We start from the raw sequence: 26,506 nt of genomic DNA on the forward strand, positions 1-26,506 counted from the left end.
CCTTTTACCTGTAACTGGTGTTTATACTAAAGCGCGCACTGTGGCATCGGCCACACATGCGGATGTGGAGGAAGTGGCTCGATGAACGAACGGAACACCGTCGCCTCGGATCCCGGCGAAGTGATGCTGCAGGCCAGGAACGTGAAGTTCGACTGGACCGATCTGCCGATGCACTGGGTGCCGGGTGACCCGTACACCACGCACGTCCTCAACGTCCTGCACCTGTTGCTGCCTGCCGGTGAGCACTGGTTCGTCGACACGTTCAAAGAGGCCCTGCCGTACATCGACGACGAGAAGCTGCGTGACGACGTCATCGGCTTCATCGGCCAGGAGGCCGTGCACGCCGAGGCCCACACCGGCGTACTCGTTCACCTCGAGGCCAAGGGGCTCGACCCCAAGCCGTTCACCGATCAGATGGAGTGGACCTTCGGCAAGGTACTCGGAGCCGATTCGGTGACGAGCCTGCGGGCGAAGAACAACCTGGTCGAGCGCTTGGCCCTGATCGCAGCCATCGAACACGTGACGGCGTTCCTCGGCGACTGGGTGCTCAACGCGGACGGTCTCGACCGCGCGGGCATCCACCCCACCATGCTCGATCTGCTGCGCTGGCACGGTGCCGAAGAAGTCGAGCACCGCTCGGTCGCCTACGACACGCTCCGATACTTCGACAAGCGCGAGGTCCGTCGCCTCCGAACCTTCGTGCTGGTCGTGCCGTTGATGGCGTACATCTGGATGCGCGGGATCATCTTCCTGATGAAGAACGACCCGGAGCTGCAGTCCGCCCCGAGATCCGTGCGCAAGCCTCGGTCGGCTCTGTGGCGGAAGTCGGTCAGACGCGGCACCCTGCCCGCGTTGACGCACGTCGGTCGCAGCATGTCGCGCTACCTCAGGAAGTCGTACCACCCCAGCCAGGAGGGCTCGACCGCGCAGGCCGTCCGATACCTCGCGTCCTCGCCGGCCGCGCAGGCTGCGGCGAGGTGAAGCTCACCTCGCGTCGCGTCCCGCGGCTGCTTCCCAAGGATGCGCCACCCGATCTGCGCGGACGGGCACATCCCGATCGGTCGATGCAGCTTCTCGGCACGTTTCTCAACGGATACATGCGTGCGGCTGCCGGTGGGGAGTACGACGAGGCCGTCGCCGGCCACAATCCCGATTCCGCGTTGACGTTGGTCGTCACCGAACGCGAGATCGTCGCCGAGGACAACGATGTCGCGGCCATCACGCTCGCCTCGCCGACGGGGGATCAGCTGCCGATCTGGCATCCGGGCTGCCATCTCGATCTGCACCTGCCCTCCGGCCGCCGCCGCCAGTATTCGTTGTGCGGCAACCCGGCCGATCGCAGCTCGTACCGAATCGCGGTGCGTCGAATCCCCACCGGTGCAGGTGGATCCATCGAGATGCACGGGCTCGAGCCGGGCACCGAGGTGACCGTCCGCGGTCCCCGCAACGGATTCCCGTTCGTCGGTGAGGGCAATGCCCTGTTCGTCGCAGGTGGCATCGGCATCACTCCCATCATCGCGATGGTCCGAGCGGCACGGATTCTCGGCATGGACTGGCAGTTCGTGTACTGCGGTCGATCTCGCGACACGATGCCGTTCCTCGACGAGATCGAGAGCTGGGAGTCGGACCGCGTGTTCGTGCGCACCGACGACGTCTACGGTTACCCCACCGAGGGCGAACTACTCCAGCGTGCACCCGCAGGAGGTGCCGTCTACTGCTGCGGCCCGACCCCCATGCTCGACGCCGTGCGCCGCGATTTTCGCCAGTGCCCGGCCACGGCACTGCATTTCGAGCGTTTCGGCCCGCCGCCCATTCTCGACGGCACTCCGTTCGAGGTGCAGCTGATCAGCACCGGTGCCGTGCTCGACGTCGCGGCCGACGCGTCGGTACTGACCGCGGTCAAGGAACAGAAACCGAACATCGCATACTCGTGCCAGCAGGGCTTCTGCGGTACCTGCAAGGTTCGGGTGCTGTCGGGTGAGCCCGAACATCTCGAATCTCGGCTCACTCCCGAAGAACAACGTGATCACATGCTCATCTGCGTCTCCCGGGCACGCAGCGGGCGTCTCGTACTCGATCTATAGAACGGAAAACACTGTTGAGCAGCAACGCAGTTCGGACGACGGTCGTCAACGAGGGGATCAGCCTGGCGGTGTTCGAGAGCGGCAACCCCGAGGGTGATCCCATCGTCCTCGTCCACGGGTGGCCCGATACCCACGAGCTGTGGAGCCACATCGTCCCCCAGCTGGAGGACCGCTTCCGGGTGATCAGCTACGACTCCCGCGGAGCAGGCGAGAGCACGGTTCCCACCGAGCAGTCCGCCTACAAGCTGGCGCGTCTGGCCTCGGATTTCTACGCTGTCGCCGACGCCGTCAGCCCCGGCGCCCCGGTGCACGTGCTCGCCCACGACTGGGGTGCCGTGGAGGTATGGGAAGCCGCCGCTCAGCCGCGTGCGAAGGACCGAATCCGCTCGTACACATCCATTTCCGGCCCGAACCTCGATCACCTCGGCAAGTGGTCGCAGTCGCGATTGCGCACACCCACTCTCACCGGTATCAAGCAGGTGCTCGCCCAGGTACGCGCGTCGTGGTACACCGTCACCTTCCACATCCCCCTCCTCGCCAAGCTGCGGATCAAACGGCAGTTCGCCAAGGGATGGCCCGCGTTTCTCGAAGAGTTCTCGGGCGTCGATCCCTCCCTCGTCACCCAGAACCCCACGCTGTGGTCCGACGCCACCAACGGCACCAATCTGTACCGCGCGAACATCCTTCCCATTCTGGGCAATCCACGCGACCGACACATCGACATCCCGGTCCACCTCATCGTCAACACCGAGGACGTCGCCGTGCGGCCGTATCACTACGACGACACCGGCAAGTGGGTGAAAGACCTGACCCGCAACGACATTCCGGCCGGACACTGGTCGCCGATCTCCCATGCCGACGACATCGCGAGGTTGACGCGAGAATTCATCGACTCGTTGGACACTCGAGCCGGTCAGGGGACCAATATCAGTTTGTGACGGGTGAGTGGGGCTCGCTTCCACGCGCTCGCCACCTCGGCCAGCGGGACGTTCTCGTACTCCACGGTGATCTTGCCGGCCACGGCCCAGTCGGTCAGGGTTCGGTAGGCCTGCGCCGTGGCCTCGGGACCGTAGTGCAGCGGCATGAACCCGACGACGGTCGCCCCGAGCGATCGAAGGAGCTGCGCTGGAAGGGTGACCTCCGCACCGGCTCGGTCGCCGACCTGAACCAGACGAACGAGCCGATTTCCTGCGCGCAGTGCGGCCAGAGCGACTGTGCCCCAGGTGTAGTCGACCACGACGTCCGCGCCGGAGGATGCGTGCCGAATGGCGGAAGACAGTTCGTCGACGCTCTTGTCGCCGATGGCGACCGTCGCTGTGGCACCGAGCTCGCGGGTGGCGTCGAGCGCGCCCTCGTCGCGTCCGACGACCGTGATCGATCCGGCCCCGAGCAGCGTGGCGGCCTGCACTGCCAATCGTCCGACGACCCCGGTGCCACCGAGGATCACCACGTTCTCCCCGTCCTTCATCCGGCCACCGTGGGTGAGCGGCATCAGGGCTGCCAGTCCGGCGTTGCCGAGCGTTGCGGCGGTCGAGAAGTCGAGCCCGTCGGGTAGTTCCACGAGCGACGCCGCCGGCACCAACGCCTGCTGGGCCATCGAACCGTAGGGCGCGACCGGTGGGCAGAAGTACACACGGCGACCGTCCTGTGTGGTGCCCGTGCCTTCGATACCGATCACGGTCGGCAGTGACTGCGGGCTGAGGTAGTGGGTGCCCGCGGCGATGACGATATCGACGGCATTGAGAGTTGCCGCCGCCACGTCGACCACCGCCATGCCGGGTGCCGGTTCCGGGTTGCCATGGTCTGCGTACGTGGGCACTCCGAATTCGGTCAGAACTGCGGCTTTCATCCGTCCCCCTGTGAAGCGAATCGATATTCACTGAATCAATATTCAGTGAGTATCGTGACGGCAGAGGTGTCAACAGGGAGGGTGTGACGATGGCGGCCACGAGCCGGGCGCAGCAGGCCGAACAGACGCGCATCGAGCTGGAGAACGCCGCCCGCGTCGTGTTCGCCCGGTCCGGTTACCTCAACACCAAGATCGTCGACATCACCCGGCAAGCCGGCCGCGCAGCGGGGTCGTTCTACAACCATTACTCCGGCAAGGACGAACTACTGCTGGCGTTGGCCGAGCAAATCGGTGTGGATGCCGACATCATCGTCGCCACTCAGGATCCGACGGCCCGCGACCGCCCCACGATGCGGCCACACGTGGAGGTGTTCTGGCAGTTGATGACTCGACACCGTGTGGTGATCGATGCCCTCCGCGACGCCGCACTCGTCAATGCGGACTTCGCCGAGCGAGTGCACCGATTCACGCAGGTCCAGTTCGAGCCGTGGGTGAACCGCCTCGCGAATTTCGAGAAGGCGGGCGTCGAGCTACCGGCATCCCCGGCCACCACCGCGATGCTGATCGGCGGTGCGGCGGAGAACTTCGCCCGGCTGTGGCAGGGCTCGCCCGAGCAAGGACTCGACGCTCTGGTGGCGTTCGTCGATCGGGGCGTCTTCGGTCCGGCCGCTCGGTGAATCCACTCAGTGAGCCAGATTCCCACGCAGCGTCGACCCGGTGTACTCCGATCGAAAGAGACTGCGCTGCTGCAATATAGGGACCACCTGATCGACGAAGTCGACGAGCGAGTCCGGGTAGCGAGGGCACATCAGGTTGAACCCGTCGGCACCGCGACCGATCCACGACTGCATCTCGTCGGCGACCGACTCCGGTGTACCGATCATCGTGGCGTGTCCACCACCCGCCGCGAGGGTACCGAGCAACTCTCGGACCGTGGGAGCGTCCTTCTCGATGATTCGGAGGATGGTCTCGTAGCGCCCCTGCGGTCCGGTGAACTCCGCTGCCGGTGGCAGAGTCGGTACCGGAGCATCGAGTTCCCAAGCAGCGCAGTCCTGCCCGGTGAATGTCGACAGCATCGCCAACGACTGCTCGGTGGGGAGCAGCAGATCCAGTTCGGCTTTCTTGCGGCGGGCTTCGTCCATGGTCGAGCCGATATAGGTCACCAGACCTGGCATGATCCCCACCGTCGCGCTGTCGCGACCCGCATGGCGGATTCGCGTCTTCACGTCCTCGTAATAGCGTTGCGCTGCCACGAGATCGTAGGCGACGGCGTAGATCGCCTCGGCATACTTGGCCGCCAGTTCGCGGCCCGGTCCCGACGCTCCGGCCTGAAACAGGACCGGACGACCCTGCGGAGACCGCGGTACCGTCAACGGACCGTCGACGCGAAAGTGCTTGCCGTCGTGGTCGATCGAGTGCACCTTGGCCGGATCGGCGTAGTTGCCGCTCCGATCGAGTGTCAACGCGTCGGCATCCCACGAATCCCACAGCGCCAGAGCCGTGTCGACGAATTCCTCGGCGCGCGCGTAGCGCTCCTCACGAGCCGGAATGACGTCCATTCCGTGATTGCGGGCCTCGGCGTCGAACATGGAGGTGACCACGTTCCAACCGGCCCGGCCGCCGCTGATGTGATCGAGCGACGCCAGCATGCGTGCAGCATGGAACGGGGTGTAGAACGTCGACGACACCGTGGTGACGAGCCCGATGCGCGTGGTGGCCCTGGCCATGGCCGACAGCGCGGTGATCGGCTCGAGCAACCAGGTACCGGCCCCGGCAGGATCGCGAACCGAATGTCCGTCGGCGAAGAACACGGCGTCGAACTTTCCCCGTTCGGCGAGCTGCGCGAGTTCCTCGTAGTACGAGATGTCGCCCAGGTCCTCCACCCGCGAATCGGGGTGCCGCCACGCCGCACTGTGGTGCCCGCAACCGTAAAGAAAAGCGTTGAGGTGCATGTCAGTCCTTGACCAGGCCGCCGTCGACGACGAGGTTCTGACCGGTGACCGACCGCGCCCACGGCGAGGCGAAGAACAGCAGTGCGTCGGCGAATTCCTCGGGGGTGGTGACGCGTTGCAGCGGAGTCGACGCAGCGATGAAGTCGAACACCTCGGCCGGAGTGGCCGCGCTGGCGTCGGTGGTGCGCAGCAGTCCACCCGAGACCATATTGACGGTGATGTTGTCCGCGCCCAGGTCCGCGGACAACGTTCGCGTCAGCGAGAGCAGCGCCGCCTTGGACGCCGTGTAGTCGTGGTACGGCACCACGGGATTCTGGAACAAGTTGGTGCCCACGTTGACGATTCGGCCGAACCCGGCCTCGCGCATACCCGGCAGCGCAGCCTGGGTGGTGAGCAACGCCGCGCGGACGCTGCCGCGCAGTTGCGCGTCGAAACGCTCCCAGGTGATGGTGTCGGCCTTGGGGCGGGCATCGCCGTCGAAGGAGAAATCGGCCAGAGCATTGTTGACGACGGTGGTGATCGGGGTGCCGAAGTGCTCACGTGCAGTGCCGAACAGCGCGGCGACGTCCGACTCGTCGGTGACGTCACCCTGCACTGCGATCGCGTTCTCGCCGAGACGAGCTGCCAGCGCCTCGGCAGCATCTTTGCTGTTGCGGTAATCGATCACCACACGTGCACCCTGACCGGCGAACGCCGCGGCGATCGCTGCTCCCAGTCCGCGTCCACCGCCGGTTATCAACACTGTCTGCTCGTCGAATTTCATGCGCCTCGCCTCTCGTTCGAGGTCGGGACCGTCACGAGGGGACAGGAATACCGAACGTCACGACATTCCCTTCGCTGGTCCTAACCAGATCAGGTTCGACGGGTGTGTTCTCAGCCCCTGGGGGCACCCCGTGTCGCGCTCGACTGTACCCACCGGTCTCGGCAGGACGGTGCATTGCCTTCGATACGGCTCTCTAGCTCAGTTGATAGATACCCGAATACGACGATGACAAGTTACTGTGCCGCCATGGCCGAACGCGTCTACCTGGAGTATCGCCTCGACGAGAACGTCATCTTCGTTCTCGACCACCGCACCGTCGAGGTGTTCGACGCCGCCGTGAGGATCGCATCGGGCGGGCGCTGTCGGTGGCATGTGGATCAGCTCGGCGTGGACGCGAAGCCGACCCGGGACGGCACCAAGATCGTCCTCGGTCTGCGAACATCCGACGGCAGCATCGGCTACTCGGGCGACCGAATGAAGTTCACTGTCACCGACGAACAGCTGCCGCATCTGCTGGCGTTCTTCGATCGCGCGAAAGCGGCCAGGGCCCTCAACCGATGACCGCCCAGCCGTGCGGCGGAACGTTCACCCGCCCGTCGTTCAGGCCCGCTTCCCCGGCCAGCACCTCCCTGCCCTCGACCGCATAGTCGATCGCGTCGTCGCCGACATTCAGTGCCACGGTGATCGACTCGCCGTCCGCAGAAGCTCGGTAAACGAGTGCAGTGTTGGTGAGCTCGAGAGTTTCGGTGCGGGCGGAGTACAACCACGGGCTTCGGCGTCGTAACCCGATCAGCTCCTGGTGAATTCGGAACACGGGCCAGCCGTACGGGGCCAGATCGTCCGGGGATTCGGGGTACTCCGGACGCACGTCGTCGTCGCCGCCTACGCGATCCTCCTTGATGCCGCGGAAGGCCTGCTCGTCGCCGTAGTAGACCATGGGCATACCGCCCACGGTGAACAGAACCACCAACGCGTGCACCAGATGTCGCTCGTCCTCGATGACGCTGGCGATGCGATTGACGTCGTGATTTCCGACGAACGTGGCGGGCACGAAGGCGTCGAGCCACCCGTTGTGACGCTCCAGTGCGTGCGAGAGCTCGAAGAAGTTCCTCTCGCTCAGACCGCTCCAGATCGCCTTCCACAGCTCGTACTGGGTGACCGAATCCAGCGTGGACGCCGAGACGATTCGGTCGTAGTCACCGTGAATCACCTCGCCCAGAAAGTATGCCTCCGAATGCTTTTCGCGAACCTTCGGCAGTACCGCCGCCCAGAAGCGCGGCGACACCGCATAGGCCGCGTCGAGCCGCCAGGCGTCGACACCGCGTTCGAGCCAGTGCGAGAGCACATCCACGACGTACTGCTGCACATGCGGGCTCTCGTGGTTCAGCGCAACCAGCTCGTCGTGCCCCTCGAAGTTGCGATGCGTCGGCTCGTCGCCGGACCAATCCAGATGGAACCACCCTGCGGCCTCGGAGTCCGGTCCCTCGGCCAGGGCCTGATGGAACTTCGGAAAGCTCTGTGCCACATGGTTGAAGACGCCGTCGAACATGATCTTCAGGCCGCGGGAATGCGCAGCGACGATCAGCGAGTCGATGTCCTCGTCGGTGCCGAGCCTGCCGTCGACATGGTAGTAGTCGACGGTGTCGTAGCCGTGCTTCTCGGACTCGAAGATCGGACCGAGGGCGATGCCCGACGCGCCGAGCTCGAGTGCGTAGTCGAGCCACTTCTCGATTCTGTTCAGCCGGTGCAGCTCCGACTGGGACTCACCGTCCCAGCCGTGCACCGGCGCTCCGGTGAATCCGAGCGGGTACAGATGCCACCAGATGGCGTGCTTCGTCCACTCCATCAGGACTCCATGATCGAGTCGCGGCCCAGTTCGCCCGCACCGGTGTGACCCGAGAGGCTCGTCACCAGATCGAATTCGGCCAGCAAACAACGCAATACGTGCGCCACGCCCTCCTGCCCACCGAGTGCCAGGCCGTAGAGGAACGGACGGCCGAGCAGAACGGCATCGGCCCCGAGCGCCAGCGCTTTGGCCATGTCGGCACCGGTGCGCACGCCCGAGTCGAACAACACTGTCAGTTGCTCGCCCACGGCGTCGACGATGGACGGCAACGCGTCGAGAGATGCTCTGGCCCCGTCGATCTGACGACCACCGTGATTGGAGACGACGATGCCGTCGACTCCGTGTGCGGCCGCCTCCCTGGCGTCGCCCACGGTGCAGATCCCCTTGAGCACGATCGGGCCGCTCCAGTGCTCCCGCAGGAACGTCAGGTTCTTCCACGAGAGACCGGGGTTGGGGAACATCTGCGCCCAATGCATTGCCGCTGCAACAGGATTCTCCTCGACCGGCTGCCCCAGGCCGGCCTGGAACGCCGGATCGGTCAGGTAGTTCTCGATGCCGAGGTTGGCCAGGAACGGAAGGTAGCCGCGGTCCAGATCGGCGGGCCGCCAGCCCAGCAACGTCGTGTCGAGCGTCAGCACCAGTGTGGTGAACCCGGTGTCCTTCGCGCGCTGCAGGAAGCTCAGCAGCACCGATTCGTCCGTCGGCCAGTACAGCTGGTACCAGCGGGGAGCGTCGCCACCCGCCTCGGCGACCTGCTCGAACGAATGCGATGCCTGCGTCGAATGTATGTACGGCACACCGAGTTCCGCAGCTGCGCGGACGGTGGCGAGCTCGCCGTCGGGGTGGGCGAGGGTCTGGATCCCAACCGGTGCGATCAGCAACGGAGCGGGCATGTCGGTGCCGAGCACGGTGCACGCGTGGTTGCGGGCCGCTGAGCTCCGAAGCATCCGCGGCGTGATGGCCCACCTGTCGAACGCCGCCCGGTTCGCACGAGCCGTCGAGCCACTGCCCGCACTGGCGACGATGTAGCCGAGAGCCTCGGGCGAGAGCTTCTCGGCAGCCTGATCCTCCAGCCGCGCCAGGTTGGTGGTGATCGACGGTGTCTGCTGCGCGAACATCCCGGCGGCGTAGATGCCGAGTTGGTGATCGCTGAAGTTGCTGGGCCTGGCCTCGGTCATCGTTCGACCCTACCGGGGCACCGCCGAGGCTCGGGCGAGAAACGAGTCCAGCAGAGCCGAGCACCGCAACCGAGCTGCAGGTTCGGCGTCGGCGATGGCTCGGCGAATCTCGTGCACGTCCACCTCGTGTTCGACGCCGTCGCGGTCCCATGCGGCCGCCCACGCGTCGTACGTGTCGAGGTCGATTTCGGGGTGGAACTGCAGTCCGAGGTGCGGTCCGTGGACGAACGCCTGTTGTGCGGCCCCGTTGCGGGCGATCACCGTCGCCTCCGGGGGAGCGACGAAGGTGTCTCCGTGAAACTCCATCCACGGGCCGGCGGCGACGAGCTCGGGATCGGACGACTCGACGTCGACGAAACCGTACTCGGGATGCTCGGACTTGCGCACGCTTCCGCCGAGCACCCGAGCGAGCAACTGCCCGCCGAAACAGACACCCAGGATCGGAACACCTGTGTCGATCGCGTCCTGCACATACGCGATTTCCGGCGCGAGCCAGGTCAGCGTGTCGTCGTACGCAGCGTCGGGCGAGCCCATGACCACCAGCAACTGCGCCTCGGACAGCGACGGCGGCGCGGTGTCGGGACTGTGATCGAAGGAGTGCACGTCCAACTGGAAACCCCTGCTGCGCAATTCGGCGTCGAGGGTGCCGATGTCGCGTCGCGCGAGAGCCGGGTCCCGGTCGTGGACGAGTACTACGGCGCGCGGGTCGTTCGTGTATGTCACAGGGCTCCTTTACGGTGTTCGTGCACACCGTACGACAGACTGGATCCGATGCCACCTCGTAGACGCACAGCCCGATCCACCACTGCCCGCACCGTCAAGGCCGGGCAGAGCAGCGCTGCGCGAAAGTTCGCGGCCGCGAAGAACGGTGAGCCGGCACCGAAGAAGGCCGCTGCTCCGAAAAAAGCCGCACCACGCAAGCGGGCCGCTCCGCGCAAGACCTCGCCGCGCAAGACTGCTGCCCCCGATCTGCGGGTACCCGATCCCGGTGAGCGCGTCTGGGTGCTGGACGTGCCGTTCGAGGATCGGTCGGCGGCAGGCGCGGCCGGAGCGCGCTGGTATCCGGGCCCTCGGGTGTTCGCGTACTACGGCACCGAGTTGCCGGAGTATCTGCATCCGTACGAGTCGATGCCGTACAGCCTGCAGCGGTGGCTCGAGGACGACGCGAACGAGAATTGGCGTGACGAAGCTGTGCGAGAGCGGGCGATGCAGCCTCGCGACACCCAACTCGAGTCCGTCGGGCGCCATCTCGCCGCCCTCGAAGCCGGTTTCCCGTACTTCGCGCAGATGGATTCGACGGGTCTGGGCAAGACGCTCGCGGTGTGCGAGGCCGTCCGGCAGATGTCGGCGGCCGAGATCGGCACGGTGCTGGTGGTCGCACCCAAGGGCGCGCTGCCGGGGTGGCGTCGCACCATCGCAGACAGCGAGGCAGACATCGAGCCGTCCGAGCGTAAGCGTTGGCTGCTGATCACCTACCAATCGACGAAGAAGCTCCTGTCGGTTCCGCCGGAGACCAATCTGGGCAAACGCAAACGGACACAGAACAAACGGACCATCTCGCTCGGTGAATTGCGGTTCGACATGGACGTGGTGATCGCCGACGAGTCGCATGCGCTGATGAACATCGAATCCCAACAGTCGCAGATTCTCTGGCGGTATCAGGAGGCGGCCCGTTCGGTGGTGTGGATGTCTGCCACGCCCGGCTATCAGCCGCTGCACTTCGCGTACATGGCTCGGGCGGTGGAGCGCAGTCGCGGCGTCGAGATCCTGGGCGACGAGGAGTACCTCGGGTACGCGGTGACGATGAAGTGGGCCGAGTTCCTCATCGAATCCGGGTTCGCCGTGAAGGCGGGCAAGGCGACGACGGGGTTGACGACGTGGCGCTGGGAGCCCGAGGACGCCGCCCGCCGCGCACGTGACATCGCAGCCGTACACGGCTGGCTGTCGGGAGGCACTGTGCCGTGGTCGATTTCGCGTCCCTCGCCACCGACGCCCCGCGAACCGCTCGGGCAGGAACTCACTGCCGCCCAGAAGCGGCTCTACAACTCGGCATGGGTGGACTATCGCAAGGAAGTCGGGCTGCCGATCTGGAAGGCCGTCGGCGGAAAGCGCGTGCTGCAGAAGAACCCGAGTACTCGCGCGGCGACGCTGCGGTTTCGCCAGAAGTGCTCGTACTTGCGCATTCCCGCGTCCGCGGACCAGGTTCGGACGTGGGTCAAGGCCGGCAATCAGGTGTTCGTCTCGATGTTCTACCGCGAGTCGGTCGCCGCGCTCGCGCAGACTCTGCGGGACGAGGGTCTCGATGTCGCCGTGGTCGACGGCTCCATGAGCAGCCCCGAGCAGGAGGCATCGATCAGACGTTTCCAGACCGGGGCGGCGTCGGTCATCGTGTCGACCACCACCAGTGCAATCAATCTGCACACCAACGAGTTACTGCTGCCCGAGGGGACGGTCTCGACCCTCGCCCCGCGCGTGACGCTGATTCACGACCCGAGGTGGACACCGATCGACATTCGCCAGATCGAGGGGCGTGCGAACCGAATCGACAAGGACCACAACCACACCACCTCGACCTGCTACTACGGTTACGCCGAGGGCACGGTCGAGCAGGAGATGGTGCTCACCGGCATCGAGCGCATCGCGGATCTCGGATCGATCGTGGGGCAGGCGGATCTGATCGATCCGGAGGCCTTCCTCGCCGCGAAGGTGGATGCCGGAAATTAGCGACAATCGTGAGCAATCGTCGACGCGCCCGAGTAGGTTCGGTTTCATCGGCAATTCGTCGGTACCGGGCTCACTTTGGCACCAGGAGTAGTCATGATCGTTCTCGGAATCATCCTCGCTCTCATCGGCTATTTCGCCGGCATCTCCATCCTGACCACTATCGGCATCATTCTGGTGGTCGTCGGCGCGGTTCTGACGCTGCTCGGTTCGATGGGGCGCGCAGTCGGTGGCCGCAAGACGTGGTTTTGACCCACACGTTAGAACACACGTTCGATTTCTGTTAGTCTGAGCGTGCCCCCGGAGTTGGCGATGCGGCCAGCGGAGCCACTTCGGGCGGTCCAGAGCGGACTGTACGGATTCTCGAAGGCGGTCGCACGCAATGGCAGTCGAACCCGAGCCTGCGGCCGGCTCGCTCTATCGCGTCGGGGATCGATGGGCCGAGAGAGCACCGAAGCGTTGTGGCAACGGTCATCGGCTCGTCGCAGGGTCGGTTCTCGTCGGTTCGCGGGCATGTTCGTGTGAACTAGGACATCACCGGACGCATCAGTGCCAGTCCTGTGGCGTCGTGAGATTCACCCCCGAACTGGGCCCGTCGTGCAGTGATGCGAGCTTCGATTCGCGCGCCGCGCGCGCCCGACCTGCCGTCGTGGACAATCGTGTTCATGAACGAGGTCATGAAGAACAGTGAAACCGCGGTCGACCTGGGTCGACTCAGGCACGATTTCACGCGATTCATGATGAGCTACAAGTTCGGGATCGACGAGCTGATCACCAAGATCAACATCCTGAAGCAGGAATTCACCCACATTCACCGCTACAGCCCCATCGAACACGTCTCGTCGAGGTTGAAGACGCCCGAGAGCATCATCGACAAGGCCCAACGCAAGAAGTGCTCGCTCAATCTCGACGCGATCCGCGAGAACATCTTCGACGTCGCAGGTGTGCGCATCACCTGCAGCTTCATCTCCGACACCTACCGCATTGCCGACATGCTCAGCAGCCAGAGCGATGTGCGCGTAGTCGAGACCAAGGACTACATCGCGAATCCGAAACCCAACGGCTACAAGAGTTTGCACCTGATCGTCGAGATTCCGGTGTTCATGTCCGACCGCGTCCAACCGGTGCTCGTCGAGCTGCAGATCCGAACCATCGCGATGGATTTCTGGGCAAGCTTGGAACACAAGATCTTCTACAAGTACCGCGGAGAAATTCCGCCCACTCTGCTGGCCGAACTGACCGAGGCCGCCGAGAGCGCGAACAAGCTCGACGAGAAGATGGAAAGACTGCACGACGAGGTGACGGAGCTCAACGGCGATGCCGAGAACTCCATCACCCTCGGTTCGATGCCACCGTTGGCATTGCCGCCGGAGTTGTTGCACATGCTGCTCACCGCGCAGGCCGACGCGATCGACCCGGACTGAGAACCCGTTCGAAAACTCGAACCCCGCTGCTCGACGGGTGAGCAGCGGGGTTCGTCCTGCGTGACCTATCCGATGTGCACCGGGGTGTCGCCGACGGGCAGGTCGTCCTTCTTCGCACGGACGAGCACCAACACGACCGGGCACACCAGTGCGACGAGGATCGCGGCGGTCCCGAAGGCCCAGGCGTAACCCGAGACCTCGGCTGCGAAGGCGTGGTCGATGGTGGCCAGCACGAAGTTTCGGATCGGCTCCGGCAACGCGGCCAGTACTTCGTCGCTGGGGATCTCCTGGCTCGCGAGAGCTTCGGCAGGAACTCCGGCAGGCGGAGTCGGTGCGGGGTTCTCGGCCAGGTACGTGGACTTGGACGAGGTGTACACCGTGGTGAACACCGCCGCGCCGAGTGCGCCGCCGACCTGCAGAGTGGCGTTGATCAGCGCGGATGCGGCACCTGCGTCGTGATCGGGTACTCCGATGAGCGCGACGTTCTGCATCGGCACCATCAACAGACCGAGACCGAGGCCGAGCAGCACGACGCCCGGGAGGACGTGCGTCCAGTACGAGGTGTCGACACCGATCTGCGTGAGCAGCAGCAGGCCGATCGCGGAGACAACGGGACCGACGGTCATCAGCGGCTTGGGCCCGATCTTCGGCACCAGCGCGGAGGCGATCGCAGCGGTGATCAGGATTCCACCGGTCATCGGCAGCGACGCCACGCCGGCGATCACCGGGCTCATCTCGAGCACGATCTGGAAGTAGAACGTGAGGTACAACGTGCCGCCGAGCAGTGCGGCACCGATGACGGCGGATCCGATGTACGCGGCACCGCGGTCCCGATCGAGCAGCACACTGAGCGGAAGCAACGGGTTGTCCGACTTCGACTCCACCACGACGAAGGCCGCGAGAAGAGCGAGGCCGAGGGCGATGAAGGAGATGGTCGGTACCGTCGCCCAGCCGTCTTCGGCTTCGGTGAAGCCGTAGACCAGCGATGCCAGCCCGAGTGCGACGAGGATCGCGCCCGGCAGGTCGTAGCGAGTGTCTCCGTGCGCCTTGCTTTCCTTGACCAACGGCACCGCGGCAGCGATGGCAACCACGGCGACCGGGATGTTGACGAGCAGGCACCAGCGCCAGTTCGCGTATTCGGTGAGCACTCCGCCGAGGAGCAGGCCGACGGCTGCGCCGCCACCGGCGATCGCTCCGAACACGCCGAATGCCTTGGCTCGTTCCTTGGTGTCGGTGAACGTGACCGTCAGGATGGCCAGTGCTGCCGGTGCGAGCAGTGCGGCGAAGACGCCCTGGCCGGCGCGCGCGATGAACAGCTGCCAGCCCTCCTGGGCGAGTCCGCCGATTGCGGAGGCAACTGCGAAGCCTGCCATGCCGACGATGAACGAGCGCTTGCGTCCCCAGTAGTCGGCGATGCGTCCGCCGAGCAGCAGAAGTGCGCCGAACGACAACGCGTAGGCGGTGATGACCCAGGCGCGGCTGCTGTCGCTGATACCCAGGTCCAGCTGAGCCTGCGGCAGCGCGATGTTGACGATGGTGCCGTCCAGCACGATCGTGAGCTGAGTGATGGCGACGATGCAGAGCACCAGCCATCGGCGCTCGTAGTTCGGGTTGAGATCCGGCGATTCTCGCTCGGAGAGCTGCGACATGTTTCTACCCCACTCGTACTCGTCGATTCTCGGGCACGAAAATGTCCCGATCGAAAGGTAGGCGATGCCGTCCGAGGTGTCAAACGAACTAGTTGGTAGGCGGTATCGTGGCCGTCATGAAGCCTGACGCCAGCGCAACCCGCGCCCGCATCGTCGCCGCCGCTCGCGCAGAATTCTCCGAGCACGGACTGGCCGGAGCACGAGTGGATCGCATCGCCGTCTCCGCCAAGGCCAGCAAGGAACGCCTGTACGCCTACTTCGGCGACAAGCAAGCACTGTTCCGAGCCGTGATGGAGGACGGATTCACCCGATTTCTCGAATCGGTTCCGTTCACCGCCGACGATCTGGGGCGATACGCCGCCCGCGAGTATCTGCACTTCGCCGCGCACCCCGAGGAACACCGATTGCTGCTGTGGACGCAACTTCAGGGCGGCAAGGGCGCGGCAGGCGTGGAGAAGGTCCGATCGGTATTCGCCGAGCGACGAACGGCTGTGGCCGCGGTACAGAAGAAGGGAACGATCTCGGACGCGTTCACCGTCGACGACCTGTTCACCATGATCTTCGGCATCACCTCGTCGTGGATGACCGCGCCAGGCAACGACTGCGGAGCCGTCGACGACACCGAACACCAGCGTCGGGCGTCGATCATCGAGGGCGCAGTACGACGACTCTGCGCTCCGTAGCGTTGTCTATCGTTCTCTAGCTTTGGGTCGAGAGTGACGAATAGTGGGCTAGCGGGGCCGGTTTTCCCGCGCGCGCGTTTGTCAGACGCGCGCGATTTCGACACCGATCCTGTGGCAATTCCGAACGCGTCCGACGATTCCGCGCGCGTCTGCCGAGTTCACCACCCCGCCAGAATTGCCGCCTCACGCTCGGCCGAGAGTCCGACGGGCGGCCGATCGTCCCTCATCGGCGTCCGCCCGTTCAGCGACTGCAACCACATCCACGTGTCGGCGATGGTCTCCTGAATCGGACGAGTCCGGAGCCCCGCAGCGAATGCCTTCGAGACATCGGATGCATGCAACGAATCGTGATCGACCCCCGGCGGAATCCAGATCGGGAGCTCCGTCCACGGCCGCACGCCTGCAGCGCTGAGTACGTCCGGCTCCACCCAGCACAGCCGAGCATCGGAGCGGGTGGCTTGGATGCAGGCCTGCAGAACGTCGTCGATCGTGGCATGACCTGGCCGGCTCACCACGTCGTACGCGCCCCCGAGACCCCGGGCCGCTGCATCCAGACTCCAGGCAACGAGATCGCGGGCATCGACATATTGCAGTGCCAGGTCGGCGGGACCGGGCGCGAGCACATCCCCTGCTCGCTCGATTCGGTTCAGCCACCAGGGAAGTCGGCCGATATTTTCGTAGGGTCCCAGGATCAGCCCGGCGCGGACCAGCAGCGCTCGAGCGCCGAACGCTGCAGCAGCGGCCCGCTCACCGCCGAGTTTGCATCGCGCATAGTCCTCGCCAGGCCCCTGGACCGTCGGCCAGGTCTCGTTCGCTCCTGCCTCGGGCGCGTCGTACACGGATCGGCTCGAGACGTAGATGTAGCTATCGACTCGACCGACGAGCGTCGCCGATGACCGCTCGACGGCGCTCGGCTCCCATGACCAGGTGTCGAACACCATGTCCCAGTTACCTTCTCGAATCGCATTCAGCCCACCGGTCGCGCGTCTGTCTCCACGGAGTTGGTTGACCCGGGGATCCGACGGGGTCGTGCCGCGATTGAGTACCGTGACGTTCCACTGCAGATCGAGAGCATGTTCGACGGCAGTTCGCCCCACGAACTCACTGCCGCCGAGGACCAATAGCTTCATGTACCCAGTGTGCCGGTCATCCGGTCCGCGCTGCCGTCGACCAGCCTGATGGGATCGCTGCTGACAGCAGAGCAGCTCCAGCTACACAGGAAGCGTGCTGTGGCCGGTCTCCTTGATGGTCAGCACCGTCGCAACACCGATGGCGCACACGCCCATCACCCAGTACGCCGGTGACATGGCATTGCCGGTCGATTCGACCAACTGTGCGGCGACGTACGGCGCAGTTCCGCCTGCGGCGATCGTTCCGATGTTGAAGCCCAACGACACTCCGGTGTAGCGAACCGATCGCGGGAACAGTTCGGTGAACAGCGGGAACGCCGGAACCTGTACGACGCCGTTGAGCACCATGTAGACGAAGTAGACGACGCCGACGATCAGAATGCTCGACGTGGCACCGAGAATCATGAAGACCGGTAGCGCGATGATCACGTAGGCCACATAGCCGAACAGCAGTACCGGTTTGCGGCCGAATCTGTCCGTCAGCATCCCACTCAACGGAAAAGTGGCGCAGGCCAACGCAATTGCCACCGCCGACGTCCAGTACACCAAGTCCTTCGAGAACCCGAGGTCGTTGATCAGGTACACGCTGAAGTAGGTCAGTCCGATGTATCCGGATCCGTTCATCGCGATCGCGATGCCGACGACGCGGAGCACCGACCACGGTTGCTTCCTCACCACGTCACTCAACGGGCTCTTGGCTACCTCGTTCTTGGCTGCCATTTCCTCGAACTCCGGGCTGTCCTCCAGCTTCAGCCGGACACGGAGACACACGAACGCCAGGGGCAGAGCAAGCAGGAACGGGATGCGCCATCCCCAGGACGACATTTGTTCGTCGGTCGTGATCAGAGCGACGACCCCGACGACGGCGGCAGCGACGGCGAAGCCGAGTGTCGATCCCACCGGTGTGAACGAACCGAAGAATCCACGACGGTTCGGCGGTGCCGATTCGGCGATGTAGGTTGCGGCACCGCCGATCTCACCGCCCGCCGAGAATCCCTGGGCGAGCCGGACGATGACCAGCAGAACCGGGGCCAGCACGCCGACGCTCGAGTGCGTCGGCAGCAGGCCGAGAATGCCGCAGGCGACACCCATGCACACCACGGTGATGACGAGGGCGTGCCGACGACCCTTACGGTCTCCGAGTCTTCCGAAGAAGATTCCGCCGAGCGGACGGGCGACGTAGGCGACGCCGAAGACCGCCAAGGTCGCCAGTATCGATACGCCGGGGCTGGTGGATGGGAAGAACAGCGGTGCGATGACGACGGCGAGGAAGCCGTAGACCGCGAAGTCGTAATACTCGATGAGCGTGCCGACACCTCCGGCCAGCGCAGCTCGGCGCGCGGTCGTGGTGTCCGCCTTGGGCGGTGCGACTCCTGCGCGGGAGTGTTCGGTGTTCGTCATCGCGCTGATCCTTCTGTGAGTGGTTGCTTGCTTCGGTGTTCGGAGAGAAGCAGTTCGTACGACCCTCCTGCTTCGATGACGGCGACCGTGCGGGCATTCGGTGGATGACCGGTGATCGTGGTGCCGTCCGCCTTCGACACCTCGGCCCGACGCCAGTCGAGTCCGACTACGTCACCGACGGCCACCGCGTCCGATATTCCGGGGACGGTGATCAGGGGCATACCGTTGAAGGTCTCGCCGCGCCAGAATCCGGGCGAGAACGATTCCGCCACAACGGCACTGATGCCCAGGTTGCGCAACGCCACCATCGGCGGATAGTGCGGATGTCCGTAGCCGAAGTTCCGCCCACCGACGATGATGTCTCCGGGGCGAACTCGATCGACGAAATCCGGGTCGTACGCCGCCATGCAGACCGATCTGAGGTGATCGGGGTCGTAGGACTTGATGTTCGCGACACCCACCACCAGATCGATGTCGAAGTCGTCGCCGAATATCCACGCGACTGCGCCGTCGATGACGTCGGGCGGGGGCGGGTATGCGCTCATGACCCCACCTGCGCGATCGTCCCGGCCAGGGCGCTGGCCGCGACGGTGAAGGGTGAACCCATGTAGATGTTGGCGTCGGAGCTACCCATTCGTCCGGAAATGTTCAGCACCCCGGTGGAAATGCAGTTCTCGCCTGCCGCGAGGGGCTTCTGGTATCCGAAGCAGAAGTCGCAGCTCGACACCGCGATATGCGCGCCCGCCGAACGCAGGATGTCCAGCAGCCCTTCGCTTTCGGCTTGATCGTGCACCTTCTGCGAGGTCGGCACCACGTTCAACTCGACCCCGGGTGCGACCGTCCGCCCGTCGAGCACCAGAGCCGCCGCGCGCAAGTCTTCGATGCGGCCGCTGGCACAGGACCCGATGAACGCCTTCGTGATCGGTATTCCGGCCAGATCGGCGGCGGTATGCGTGTTGGCGGCACGGGCCGAGCCGGGCTGCACCACCTGCGGAACGATGGTGGACAGGTCGATGGTGTGGCGGGCCGCGTAGGTGGCGCCCTCGTCGGGGAGCACGGGGCTGAACGCGTGCCGGGCGACGTCGTGGGCGTAGGCGAGCGACAGCTCGTCGGGTTCGAAGATCGCCGAGACCGCTCCGGTGAACATCGCCATCCCGCACAGTCCCTGGCGGTGGTCGATCTTCATCGACCGCGCTCCGGGACCACCGAACTCCATGACCTGGTGGGCGCACCCGTCCGCACCGACCAGGTCGATGATCGTGTGGACGAGATCGCGACTGTCGACGCCGGGGCCGAACTCACCCATGAGGTCGAACCGGGTGGTGGCCGGGATGTCGACGTACAGCTGTCCTGTCACCCATGCCTCGATCAGATCGCGCCGGATGCCCCAACCGAGTGCGCCGAACGCACCGATTCCGCTGATGTGCCCGTCGAAGTGGACGAGAAAGTCTCCTGGCGTTGCGAGTCCGAGTTCGGCGGTGAGTTGATGACCGATGCCGCGACCCTCGTGCAGTTCGATGCCGTAGAACTCGCACCAATCTCGCGTGATCTGATGCACCTCTTGTTCTTTGGCGTTCTTCTTGGTGAGCATGTGGTCGATGAAGACGACGTAGCGCGCCGGGTCGTCGAGTTCGGTGATGCCGAAGTCCTCGCGCATCTGCCGGAACATCACGTCGGTGTAGCCCGGGAAGTCGTAGGCGATCATCCGTGCGGGTCGCACGGCATGATTCTCTCCGGCGTGCACCACATCGGCATCACAGGTTCGGCCGAGGATCTTCTCGACCATCGTCAGTGCGTCGGAACTCATACCGATCACACCTTCGAGTCGGTGGGAAGGTACTTGCGTTGCGCTGCTTCGACTTCCGGAAAACCGATGAGATCGACGAACTCGTGGTGCTGCAGCGCGTCGGCACTCACCTCCGCCGGGGCTTCTCCGCCTGCGAGTCGGCGCAGAGCCTCACGAGCAGCTCCGGTGGCAGCCATCAGCACCTGGGTCGGCAGTAGAGCGAGTCGAACGCCGATCTGCTGCAACACCTCCGGGGTGAACTCGCGCTCGGTCCACGTAGACGCGGTCAATGTCGCCATCAGTGGGACACCGACGGCGTCGTGACAGCGAGCCCACTCGTCGGCGGTCTCGAAGGTCTTCGTGACCGGCATGATCATGTCGGCACCGGCGTCGACGTATGCAGTCGCGCGTCGGATCGCGTCGTCGCCACGCGCATCGGTGCGGGCAATCATCAGGACGTGGTCCGGCAGCGAATCCCGCACTGCCCTGACCTTTCCCGACGCTTCCTCGATGCTGATGAGGTCCACGGGCTCGCCCACGCAGATGGGGCACTTCTTGGGCGAGAGCTGATCTTCCATGAAGACGCCCTGCACACCTGCGACGGCGAATCGACCTGCGGTCCGCGCCGCGTTGACGGCGTTTCCATAGCCGGTATCGATATCCGCGACCAACGGTAGTGACGACGCCTCGCCGATGGTGCGCACCGCCTGGAGGTTCTCGGTCATCGTGTACAGCTCGGCGTCGGGGAGTCCGAGTGCGGCCGACACGGCGAAGCCGGAGGCACACAGGGCCGAGAACCCGGCCTGTTCGGCCAGCTTTGCCGTCAGTCCGTCCCATACGCCCGGGGCGTACACCAGGCCCTGTTCGGTCAGATCTCTGAGTGTCGCGGTCATGAGCACCATCCATTTCGTAATGCGGAACGTATTCCGAATTTAGAGTGGCTCGGATCACAAGTCAACACCGGTCGGTGCACTCACCGGTTCCGATTGCTTCGTAGGATGGCGTCGACGCTTCAGCCGACCGGAAGGAACAACACGTGGACGTTCCCACCGAGTCCGATACCCACGCCGGCCGCGACATCGTCGGCGCCGTCGTCAAAGCCTGCACATTGCTCGATCACTTCGATACGACGCATCCGGTGTGGACGCTCAACGACCTGACGACTGCAAGTCGAATGAACAAGACGACCGTGCACAGACTGATGACCACGCTGATCCATGCCGGTTGGGTGGATCGAACGGCCGAAGGCTCGTATCGAATCGCCATGCCCGTGTTCGAGATCGGGTCGTCGGCACTGACCCAACTCGACATCCGCGGTGCGGCGCAACCATACCTGTCGGAGATTGCCGAAAAGTTCGGCGACACTGCATATCTCATGGTCCCAGCGGACGAGGGAGCCGTCTGCATCGATCGCCACGAAGGAAGCAATCCCCTGGTGGTTGCGGGCATTTCGATCGGTTCGGTACTGCCGTATCACGCCACTGCAGGCCCGATGGCCATGCTGGCGTTCTCCGCCCGGATACGCGACCGGTGGCTCGCCGATGACCTACCTGCGTTCACGGATCGAACACCGACCGCGCCGGAAGAGTTGCTCACCCGTCTCGAACAGATCCGATCTCAGGGGTACGCACTGAGCAACTCGGATTACCTCACCGGTGTCGCGGCCGTCGGAGCACCGATCCTCGGACGAGACGGTGCGGTCGTTGCATCGATCAGCGTGGGCGGCCGAGCGGAGACCTTCGAGGGCGATGCCCTGCGAGAGAAGGTGGCGACGGTTCTGGCCTCCACACAGAGCTTGTCCCGTGTGGCAGAAGCGCTACCTGCGCCAGGACGAGAACATTGAGTTATTCGTACATCTACCCGATCAGCTAGAGAGCCGAATACTCATCTACCGATTCGCTCGATCAGTCTCATGGCATCGAAGGGTGCGTGTCCCTTGATGTCGTTGTCGAAATACACGTGGACGTCTCGGCCCGTGGCCGTCCAGTCCGAGATCCTCGCAGCCCATCGGTCGAGAGCATCATCGGTGTAGCCGCTGGCGTACAGCTCCTGGTCGCCGTGCAGGCGGGCGTACATGAAATCGGCCGTCGGAGTGTCGACGTACGGATACTTACCGGCAGTATCGGCGACGACGAACGCAATATCGTTCTCTCGCAACAACTCCACGGCTTCATCGGTGGCGAAACTCTGATGCCGTGCTTCCACGCAGTGCCGAAGCGGCCGAGACGACGGCGGAGGCAGCAACACTCGATCCTCGGCGAGTTTGTCGTCGCGAGAATGGGCCAGAGTGACTGCAGCAGACACTGTTCGGGGCAACACGGCGAAGAAGTCCGCCATCTTCTGCGCGTCGAATTCGAGGTTCGGTGGCAACTGCCACAGGAACGGTCCGAGCTTGTCGCCCAGCGTCAACACGCCGGTGGCGAAGAAGTTCGCGAGCGCTGCCTCGACCCCGACGAGCCGTTTGATATGGGTGACGTAGCGACCGCCTTTGATGGAGAACACGAAGTCGTCCGGGGTCTCGTCGTGCCATTTGGTGAAGCTCGACGGCTTCTGCATCGCATAGAAGGTGCCGTTGATCTCGATCGACGTCAGTTTCTCCGACGCGTACCCGAGCTCCTTGCGATGGGCCAAGCCCGCCGGATAGAAATCACCTCGCCACGGCGCGTACGTCCACCCGGAGATACCGATCAGAACTCGAGGTCGATGCGACGCGGGCATGAGCAGACTGTAGACGGGCAGTTCCCAGACGTTCGGCGCAACCAGCTGGCACCACCATCACCGTCGGACCATAATCGGTTCCTATGCGGTCGGGTGGACGAGCGGTGGTGCTGACGCTGGTCGCTGCCGGCGTGTGGCTCTTCGCGACGCCGCAACTCGATCCAGGAACCGCAGACTTCGTGGCCACGCCGGAGCCCATCGCGCCGGCTGCTCCCGTCGTCGAACCGCCGCCGCTGACGCTCGACGAGCTCTCGGCTCGGGTCGATCCCACCGTTGTCACACTGTCGGCATCGGCCGGCTTCACCGGGGTCGCGGGCACCGGCTTCGTCGTCGCGCCGGATGGAATCGTGGTCACCAACTTCCACGTCGTCGAGAACGCCACCGAGATCAGCGCAGTGCACATGGGCAACGGACTGATCTACGACGCAACCGTGCTGGGTTACGACAAGTCCCGTGACGTGGCGGTCGTGCAGTTGATCACCGCGGCCGACCTGCCGGTGGTCGAGCTTGCCCCGGACCCACTTCCCGAGGTGGGTGATGCGGTGACAGCCGTCGGGAATGCCTCGGGTGCAGGGGTATTGGTGCCTGCGCCGGGGGCGGTGACCGCCCTCGATCAGCAGGTGCGTACGCGCAGTTCGGTGGACGGCTCACGAAATACGTTGGAGCGGATGATTCGCGTCGATGCCGATGTGCGAGCAGGGGATTCGGGTGGGCCTCTGTTCGACGCCTGGGGCCGTGTGGTGGGCGTGAACACCGCCGGGTTGTCCGACGAGGCCCGCAACGGCACCGAATTCTCGCCCCCACAGGCACCCGAGGCGTATGCCGTCCCCATCGCCGAGGCGGTCTCGGTACTCGATCAGGTACTCGCCGGGCAATCGGGCGGCACGGTCCACGTAGGCCCCACACCGTATTTCGGTGTCTCGGTACGCGATGTGTCGGTCTTCGAGAACAGGCCGGCGATCGGAGCGGCCGTCGTCTCGGTGACCTCGGATTCCCCGGCCGAGTCCCTGGGGTTGTCCGCCGCGGACGTGATCGTGACGTTCGACGGCACGCAGATCGAATCCTCGTCGGACCTGTCGCAGGCACTCATCGGACGACGACCGGGCGATTCCGCCGTCGTCGAATGGGTCGACGATGCGGGTGTGACCAGCTCCGGCACAGTCACTCTCGACGCCGGATTGCCGACGGCGTGAGGTCGTTCCGCAGGCTCCACTCCCGACAGCCCGAGTTCAGCCCTGCAGCACCGACAACACATTGCCCGCCGGGTCGGTGAACCATGCGATGAGCGGGCCGCCGTGTCGAAAGATTCCTTTCTCGTCGGTGCCCATGTCCGGATACTGCTCGAACACAATCCCTTTGGCGATCAGTGTGTCGACCGCACTGTCGATGTCGGCAACCGGGAAGTTCAGAATCGTGTACCGAGCGGGCACGTGCCCGGGACGTGGATAGATCAGCACGATCGCCCCGGCGGCGAGGTGCAACTCGAGCATGCCCATCTCGTTCTCGGTGACCGTCAGTCCGAGGGTCTCGCCGTAGAACGCGCGCGCCGCCTGTAGGTCGTCCACCGCGAACCCGGAGAACGGCTGCCTGGTCAATTCCAAGATTGTCATCGTCGAATTATCGCGCTCTCACGCGTGCCAGGGGCCGATATCCGAGTAGCGTGGATCTCGTGACTATTCGCCTCGGTTACCAGATGCCCAACTTCAGCTACGACGGTTCGGTCGCAGAGCTCTTTCCCCAGGTCATCGCGCAGGCGCGCGAGGCCGAAGCGGCCGGGTTCGACACCGCATTCGTGATGGATCACTTCTACCAACTTCCCGGAATCGGCAAGCCCGACGAGCCGATGCTCGAGGCCTACTCCGCGCTGTCCGCCCTCGCGACGGCCACCGACACCATCCAGCTCTCCGCGCTGGTCACCGGAAACACCTATCGCAATCCCGCGATCCTGGCCAAGACCGTCACCACACTGGATGTCGTCAGTGGCGGCCGCGCGATCCTCGGTATCGGTGCCGGCTGGTACGAGCTCGAACACCAGAGCTTCGGACTCGAGTTCGGCACCTTCACCGACCGTTTCGAGCGACTCGACGAGGCCCTGCAGATCATCGAGCCGATGCTTCGCGGCCAGCGCCCCACGTTCGACGGCCTCTGGTACCAGGTGGAGGACGCGATCAACGAGCCTCGCATCCGCGACGATCTGCCGATCATGCTCGGTGGCGGCGGCGAGAAGAAGACGTTCGGACTGGCCGCACAATTCGCCGACCATCTCAACATCATCTGCGACGCCAACGAATTGCCCCGCAAGATCGCTGCCGTCCAAGCGCGCTGCGAGGAGGTCGACCGCGACCCGAAGGACCTCGAAACGAGCTTCCTCGCGTTCGTCATCGTCGACGAGGACGGCGACAAGGCCAAGGAACTGCAGCGAGAGTTCGTGCTGAAGCAGGGCCTCGACCTGACGAACCTGTCGGAGGAGGACGCGGCGAAGGCCACCGATCGCCACTTCTGCGGAACCCCCGACGACGTCGCCGAGCAGGTGCAGAAGCGCGTGCTCGATCACGGCATCGACGGCATCATCATCAACCTGATCACCAACGGACACCAGCCGGGAGCCGTCGAACTGGCAGGTAAGGCCCTGAAGCCGCTCGTCTAGATTTTTCTCCAGCGGTAGCCGCGGGGGCGCGTGCAGTGGCATAGTTCCCCCGTGGCTCAGCTGAGGATGAACGGGCACCGTGTCTTGGTCGCCGACCTGACCGGCGATTCCCTGCGCGCGATGTCGGGTTCCATGGTGGCGTACGAGGGCGACGTCACCTTCAAGAACGCAGGCATGGGCGGCGGCGGCGGATTTCGCGCCGCACTCAAACAGAAGGTGACCGGCGAGTCGCTGTCGCTGATGGACGTGTCGGGCAAGGGCACCGTCTACTTCGCCGTCGACGCTCAGGACATCACTCTCGTCGAGGTCCAGGGCGACAACCTCCACGTCGAATCCTCCCAGTTGCTCGCTCTCACAGGGCAACTGCGCACCGACGTCAAGTTCTCCGGCCTTCGCGGCGCATCGTCGGGGCAGGGTTTGTTCACCACCGTCGTCAGCGGATCGGGAACGGTGGCATTGCTGTCGAAGGGTGGGCCGATCATCGCCCTCGCCGTCGACCCCCAGTATCCCTTGGTCGTCGATCCCGACGCGTTCGTTGCCCACCGCGGCCAACTGAATCAGAGCTTCGTCACCGACGTCACGTGGCGCTCCGCCATCGGCGGCGGCAGCGGCGAGGCGTTCTCCCTCCGTTTCGACGGCCAGGGCGTCGTCTACATCCAACCCGAGGAGCGCTGA

The 26,506-nt window shown here is 64.7% G+C and carries 28 protein-coding genes and 1 riboswitch; of the genes, 13 read left to right on the forward strand and 15 right to left on the reverse strand.

Annotation, left to right across the window (positions count from 1 at the left end; all coding sequences use genetic code 11):
• Nucleotides 1-81: 81 nt before the first annotated feature.
• The 3 genes from NY08_RS16355 to NY08_RS16365 are packed head-to-tail and all read left to right on the forward strand — an operon-like array spanning nt 82 to nt 3,022.
• Entirely contained in the window at nt 82-981 is a 900-nt protein-coding gene (locus NY08_RS16355; protein WP_032396813.1) for a metal-dependent hydrolase, read from the forward strand.
• Nucleotides 978-2,084, forward strand: coding sequence for a PDR/VanB family oxidoreductase (locus tag NY08_RS16360; RefSeq protein ID WP_045197522.1), 1,107 nt, complete (start codon nt 978-980; stop codon nt 2,082-2,084). Before NY08_RS16355 ends, NY08_RS16360 begins: the two co-directional genes overlap by 4 nt.
• Nucleotides 2,085-2,098: 14 nt before the next feature.
• Nucleotides 2,099-3,022: an alpha/beta fold hydrolase gene (locus NY08_RS16365; RefSeq protein WP_045197523.1), complete on the forward strand. Its 924-nt coding sequence runs from the start codon at nt 2,099-2,101 to the stop codon at nt 3,020-3,022.
• Here the strand turns inward: NY08_RS16365 and NY08_RS16370 are convergent.
• Nucleotides 2,998-3,933: a quinone oxidoreductase family protein gene (locus tag NY08_RS16370; RefSeq protein WP_045197524.1), complete on the reverse strand. Its 936-nt coding sequence runs from the start codon at nt 3,931-3,933 to the stop codon at nt 2,998-3,000. The two genes, NY08_RS16365 and NY08_RS16370, sit on opposite strands and share 25 nt — an antisense overlap.
• Nucleotides 3,934-4,022: 89 nt before the next feature.
• Here NY08_RS16370 and NY08_RS16375 point away from each other — a divergent pair, with 89 nt between their 5' ends.
• Nucleotides 4,023-4,610, forward strand: coding sequence for a TetR/AcrR family transcriptional regulator (locus tag NY08_RS16375; RefSeq protein ID WP_032396816.1), 588 nt, complete (start codon nt 4,023-4,025; stop codon nt 4,608-4,610).
• 6 nt (nt 4,611-4,616) lie between these two features.
• On the opposite strand, the gene NY08_RS16380 is transcribed toward NY08_RS16375, so the two are convergent.
• Together NY08_RS16380 and NY08_RS16385 are read right to left on the reverse strand one after the other, a co-directional pair.
• Nucleotides 4,617-5,885: an LLM class flavin-dependent oxidoreductase gene (locus tag NY08_RS16380; protein ID WP_045197525.1), complete on the reverse strand. Its 1,269-nt coding sequence runs from the start codon at nt 5,883-5,885 to the stop codon at nt 4,617-4,619.
• Between the two features lies 1 nt (nt 5,886).
• Nucleotides 5,887-6,648, reverse strand: coding sequence for a 3-oxoacyl-ACP reductase (locus NY08_RS16385; RefSeq protein ID WP_045197526.1), 762 nt, complete (start codon nt 6,646-6,648; stop codon nt 5,887-5,889).
• 48 nt (nt 6,649-6,696) lie between these two features.
• A riboswitch (TPP riboswitch) is annotated at nt 6,697-6,789 on the reverse strand.
• 105 nt (nt 6,790-6,894) lie between these two features.
• Between NY08_RS16385 and NY08_RS16390 the strand changes: the two genes are divergently transcribed.
• Nucleotides 6,895-7,209, forward strand: a complete 315-nt coding sequence (locus NY08_RS16390) for a hypothetical protein (RefSeq protein WP_032396819.1) — start codon at nt 6,895-6,897, stop codon at nt 7,207-7,209.
• On the opposite strand, the gene NY08_RS16395 is transcribed toward NY08_RS16390, so the two are convergent.
• The 3 genes from NY08_RS16395 to NY08_RS16405 are packed head-to-tail and all read right to left on the reverse strand — an operon-like array spanning nt 7,199 to nt 10,395.
• A complete protein-coding gene (locus NY08_RS16395; protein WP_045197528.1) occupies nt 7,199-8,494 on the reverse strand; it encodes an alpha-amylase family glycosyl hydrolase in 1,296 nt (431 codons plus the stop codon). The genes NY08_RS16390 and NY08_RS16395 overlap by 11 nt on opposite strands.
• Nucleotides 8,494-9,672 (reverse strand): alpha-hydroxy-acid oxidizing protein, encoded by a 1,179-nt coding sequence (locus tag NY08_RS16400; RefSeq protein WP_045197530.1) that lies wholly within the window; start codon nt 9,670-9,672, stop codon nt 8,494-8,496. Before NY08_RS16400 ends, NY08_RS16395 begins: the two co-directional genes overlap by 1 nt.
• A 9-nt stretch (nt 9,673-9,681) precedes the next feature.
• Nucleotides 9,682-10,395: a type 1 glutamine amidotransferase gene (locus NY08_RS16405; RefSeq protein WP_045197532.1), complete on the reverse strand. Its 714-nt coding sequence runs from the start codon at nt 10,393-10,395 to the stop codon at nt 9,682-9,684.
• A 48-nt stretch (nt 10,396-10,443) separates the two neighbouring features.
• Here NY08_RS16405 and NY08_RS16410 point away from each other — a divergent pair, with 48 nt between their 5' ends.
• Nucleotides 10,444-12,396, forward strand: a complete 1,953-nt coding sequence (locus NY08_RS16410; protein ID WP_045197534.1) for a helicase-related protein — start codon at nt 10,444-10,446, stop codon at nt 12,394-12,396.
• 93 nt (nt 12,397-12,489) lie between these two features.
• Nucleotides 12,490-12,645, forward strand: a complete 156-nt coding sequence (locus NY08_RS26290; protein ID WP_094611554.1) for a DUF6131 family protein — start codon at nt 12,490-12,492, stop codon at nt 12,643-12,645.
• Between the two features lie 274 nt (nt 12,646-12,919).
• Here the strand turns inward: NY08_RS26290 and NY08_RS26125 are convergent, their stop codons facing one another.
• On the reverse strand, nt 12,920-13,060 hold the full coding sequence (locus NY08_RS26125) for a hypothetical protein (protein WP_158462580.1): 141 nt from the start codon (nt 13,058-13,060) through the stop codon (nt 12,920-12,922).
• Between NY08_RS26125 and NY08_RS16420 the strand changes: the two genes are divergently transcribed.
• Nucleotides 13,059-13,817, forward strand: a complete 759-nt coding sequence (locus NY08_RS16420; protein ID WP_052683845.1) for a GTP pyrophosphokinase — start codon at nt 13,059-13,061, stop codon at nt 13,815-13,817. The two genes, NY08_RS26125 and NY08_RS16420, sit on opposite strands and share 2 nt — an antisense overlap.
• 65 nt (nt 13,818-13,882) lie before the next feature.
• Here the strand turns inward: NY08_RS16420 and NY08_RS16425 are convergent, their stop codons facing one another.
• Nucleotides 13,883-15,466 (reverse strand): MFS transporter, encoded by a 1,584-nt coding sequence (locus NY08_RS16425; protein ID WP_032396824.1) that lies wholly within the window; start codon nt 15,464-15,466, stop codon nt 13,883-13,885.
• 116 nt (nt 15,467-15,582) lie between these two features.
• On the opposite strand from NY08_RS16425, the gene NY08_RS16430 reads away from it, so the two are divergent.
• Complete coding sequence (locus tag NY08_RS16430) at nt 15,583-16,149, forward strand: TetR family transcriptional regulator (protein WP_032397298.1); 567 nt, start codon at nt 15,583-15,585, stop codon at nt 16,147-16,149.
• A gap of 158 nt (nt 16,150-16,307) precedes the next feature.
• Here the strand turns inward: NY08_RS16430 and NY08_RS16435 are convergent, their stop codons facing one another.
• The 5 genes from NY08_RS16435 to NY08_RS16455 form a co-directional block, all read right to left on the reverse strand.
• Nucleotides 16,308-17,279, reverse strand: a complete 972-nt coding sequence (locus tag NY08_RS16435; RefSeq protein WP_045197537.1) for an NAD-dependent epimerase/dehydratase family protein — start codon at nt 17,277-17,279, stop codon at nt 16,308-16,310.
• An 81-nt stretch (nt 17,280-17,360) separates the two neighbouring features.
• Nucleotides 17,361-18,680, reverse strand: coding sequence for an MFS transporter (locus tag NY08_RS16440; RefSeq protein WP_045197539.1), 1,320 nt, complete (start codon nt 18,678-18,680; stop codon nt 17,361-17,363).
• Nucleotides 18,677-19,225: a 3-isopropylmalate dehydratase gene (locus tag NY08_RS16445; RefSeq protein ID WP_045197542.1), complete on the reverse strand. Its 549-nt coding sequence runs from the start codon at nt 19,223-19,225 to the stop codon at nt 18,677-18,679. The genes NY08_RS16440 and NY08_RS16445 overlap by 4 nt, the downstream gene beginning before the upstream one ends.
• Complete coding sequence (locus tag NY08_RS16450; RefSeq protein ID WP_442970758.1) at nt 19,222-20,487, reverse strand: 3-isopropylmalate dehydratase large subunit; 1,266 nt, start codon at nt 20,485-20,487, stop codon at nt 19,222-19,224. Before NY08_RS16450 ends, NY08_RS16445 begins: the two co-directional genes overlap by 4 nt.
• Before the next feature lie 5 nt (nt 20,488-20,492).
• Nucleotides 20,493-21,368, reverse strand: a complete 876-nt coding sequence (locus NY08_RS16455) for an isocitrate lyase/PEP mutase family protein (protein ID WP_045197543.1) — start codon at nt 21,366-21,368, stop codon at nt 20,493-20,495.
• A 134-nt stretch (nt 21,369-21,502) separates the two neighbouring features.
• On the opposite strand from NY08_RS16455, the gene NY08_RS16460 reads away from it, so the two are divergent.
• On the forward strand, nt 21,503-22,309 hold the full coding sequence (locus NY08_RS16460; protein ID WP_045197545.1) for an IclR family transcriptional regulator: 807 nt from the start codon (nt 21,503-21,505) through the stop codon (nt 22,307-22,309).
• A 41-nt stretch (nt 22,310-22,350) separates the two neighbouring features.
• Here the strand turns inward: NY08_RS16460 and NY08_RS16465 are convergent, their stop codons facing one another.
• Nucleotides 22,351-23,184 carry a DUF72 domain-containing protein gene (locus NY08_RS16465; protein WP_045197547.1) on the reverse strand — a complete coding sequence of 278 codons (834 nt, stop codon included), beginning with the start codon at nt 23,182-23,184 and terminating at the stop codon, nt 22,351-22,353.
• Between the two features lie 83 nt (nt 23,185-23,267).
• Between NY08_RS16465 and NY08_RS16470 the strand changes: the two genes are divergently transcribed.
• On the forward strand, nt 23,268-24,377 hold the full coding sequence (locus tag NY08_RS16470; RefSeq protein WP_045197549.1) for a S1C family serine protease: 1,110 nt from the start codon (nt 23,268-23,270) through the stop codon (nt 24,375-24,377).
• Between the two features lie 36 nt (nt 24,378-24,413).
• On the opposite strand, the gene NY08_RS16475 is transcribed toward NY08_RS16470, so the two are convergent.
• The gene (locus tag NY08_RS16475) at nt 24,414-24,794 is read right to left on the reverse strand and encodes a VOC family protein (protein WP_045197551.1); all 381 of its coding nucleotides are present in this window, start codon (nt 24,792-24,794) and stop codon (nt 24,414-24,416) included.
• A gap of 59 nt (nt 24,795-24,853) precedes the next feature.
• Between NY08_RS16475 and NY08_RS16480 the strand changes: the two genes are divergently transcribed.
• Nucleotides 24,854-25,831 carry an LLM class F420-dependent oxidoreductase gene (locus NY08_RS16480; protein WP_032397300.1) on the forward strand — a complete coding sequence of 326 codons (978 nt, stop codon included), beginning with the start codon at nt 24,854-24,856 and terminating at the stop codon, nt 25,829-25,831.
• A 66-nt stretch (nt 25,832-25,897) separates the two neighbouring features.
• On the forward strand, nt 25,898-26,506 hold the full coding sequence (locus NY08_RS16485) for an AIM24 family protein (protein WP_032396833.1): 609 nt from the start codon (nt 25,898-25,900) through the stop codon (nt 26,504-26,506).

Source organism: Rhodococcus sp. B7740 (assembly GCF_000954115.1).
Classification (GTDB): domain Bacteria; phylum Actinomycetota; class Actinomycetes; order Mycobacteriales; family Mycobacteriaceae; genus Rhodococcoides.

What these genes read in the sequence shown, in the direction of transcription:
- NY08_RS16355 (WP_032396813.1), top strand. Translation starts at nt 82, where the DNA reads ATGAACGAACGGAACACCGTCGCCTCGGATCCCGGCGAAGTGATGCTG.
- NY08_RS16370 (WP_045197524.1), bottom strand. Translation starts at nt 3,933, where the DNA reads ATGAAAGCCGCAGTTCTGACCGAATTCGGAGTGCCCACGTACGCAGAC.
- NY08_RS16375 (WP_032396816.1), top strand. Translation starts at nt 4,023, where the DNA reads ATGGCGGCCACGAGCCGGGCGCAGCAGGCCGAACAGACGCGCATCGAG.
- NY08_RS16380 (WP_045197525.1), bottom strand. Translation starts at nt 5,885, where the DNA reads ATGCACCTCAACGCTTTTCTTTACGGTTGCGGGCACCACAGTGCGGCG.
- NY08_RS16385 (WP_045197526.1), bottom strand. Translation starts at nt 6,648, where the DNA reads ATGAAATTCGACGAGCAGACAGTGTTGATAACCGGCGGTGGACGCGGA.
- NY08_RS16390 (WP_032396819.1), top strand. Translation starts at nt 6,895, where the DNA reads ATGGCCGAACGCGTCTACCTGGAGTATCGCCTCGACGAGAACGTCATC.
- NY08_RS16395 (WP_045197528.1), bottom strand. Translation starts at nt 8,494, where the DNA reads ATGGAGTGGACGAAGCACGCCATCTGGTGGCATCTGTACCCGCTCGGA.
- NY08_RS16400 (WP_045197530.1), bottom strand. Translation starts at nt 9,672, where the DNA reads ATGACCGAGGCCAGGCCCAGCAACTTCAGCGATCACCAACTCGGCATC.
- NY08_RS16410 (WP_045197534.1), top strand. Translation starts at nt 10,444, where the DNA reads ATGCCACCTCGTAGACGCACAGCCCGATCCACCACTGCCCGCACCGTC.
- NY08_RS26290 (WP_094611554.1), top strand. Translation starts at nt 12,490, where the DNA reads ATGATCGTTCTCGGAATCATCCTCGCTCTCATCGGCTATTTCGCCGGC.
- NY08_RS16420 (WP_052683845.1), top strand. Translation starts at nt 13,059, where the DNA reads ATGAACGAGGTCATGAAGAACAGTGAAACCGCGGTCGACCTGGGTCGA.
- NY08_RS26125 (WP_158462580.1), bottom strand. Translation starts at nt 13,060, where the DNA reads ATGAACACGATTGTCCACGACGGCAGGTCGGGCGCGCGCGGCGCGCGA.
- NY08_RS16425 (WP_032396824.1), bottom strand. Translation starts at nt 15,466, where the DNA reads ATGTCGCAGCTCTCCGAGCGAGAATCGCCGGATCTCAACCCGAACTAC.
- NY08_RS16430 (WP_032397298.1), top strand. Translation starts at nt 15,583, where the DNA reads ATGAAGCCTGACGCCAGCGCAACCCGCGCCCGCATCGTCGCCGCCGCT.
- NY08_RS16435 (WP_045197537.1), bottom strand. Translation starts at nt 17,279, where the DNA reads ATGAAGCTATTGGTCCTCGGCGGCAGTGAGTTCGTGGGGCGAACTGCC.
- NY08_RS16440 (WP_045197539.1), bottom strand. Translation starts at nt 18,680, where the DNA reads ATGACGAACACCGAACACTCCCGCGCAGGAGTCGCACCGCCCAAGGCG.
- NY08_RS16445 (WP_045197542.1), bottom strand. Translation starts at nt 19,225, where the DNA reads ATGAGCGCATACCCGCCCCCGCCCGACGTCATCGACGGCGCAGTCGCG.
- NY08_RS16450 (WP_442970758.1), bottom strand. Translation starts at nt 20,487, where the DNA reads ATGAGTTCCGACGCACTGACGATGGTCGAGAAGATCCTCGGCCGAACC.
- NY08_RS16455 (WP_045197543.1), bottom strand. Translation starts at nt 21,368, where the DNA reads ATGGTGCTCATGACCGCGACACTCAGAGATCTGACCGAACAGGGCCTG.
- NY08_RS16465 (WP_045197547.1), bottom strand. Translation starts at nt 23,184, where the DNA reads ATGCCCGCGTCGCATCGACCTCGAGTTCTGATCGGTATCTCCGGGTGG.
- NY08_RS16470 (WP_045197549.1), top strand. Translation starts at nt 23,268, where the DNA reads ATGCGGTCGGGTGGACGAGCGGTGGTGCTGACGCTGGTCGCTGCCGGC.
- NY08_RS16475 (WP_045197551.1), bottom strand. Translation starts at nt 24,794, where the DNA reads ATGACAATCTTGGAATTGACCAGGCAGCCGTTCTCCGGGTTCGCGGTG.
- NY08_RS16485 (WP_032396833.1), top strand. Translation starts at nt 25,898, where the DNA reads ATGAACGGGCACCGTGTCTTGGTCGCCGACCTGACCGGCGATTCCCTG.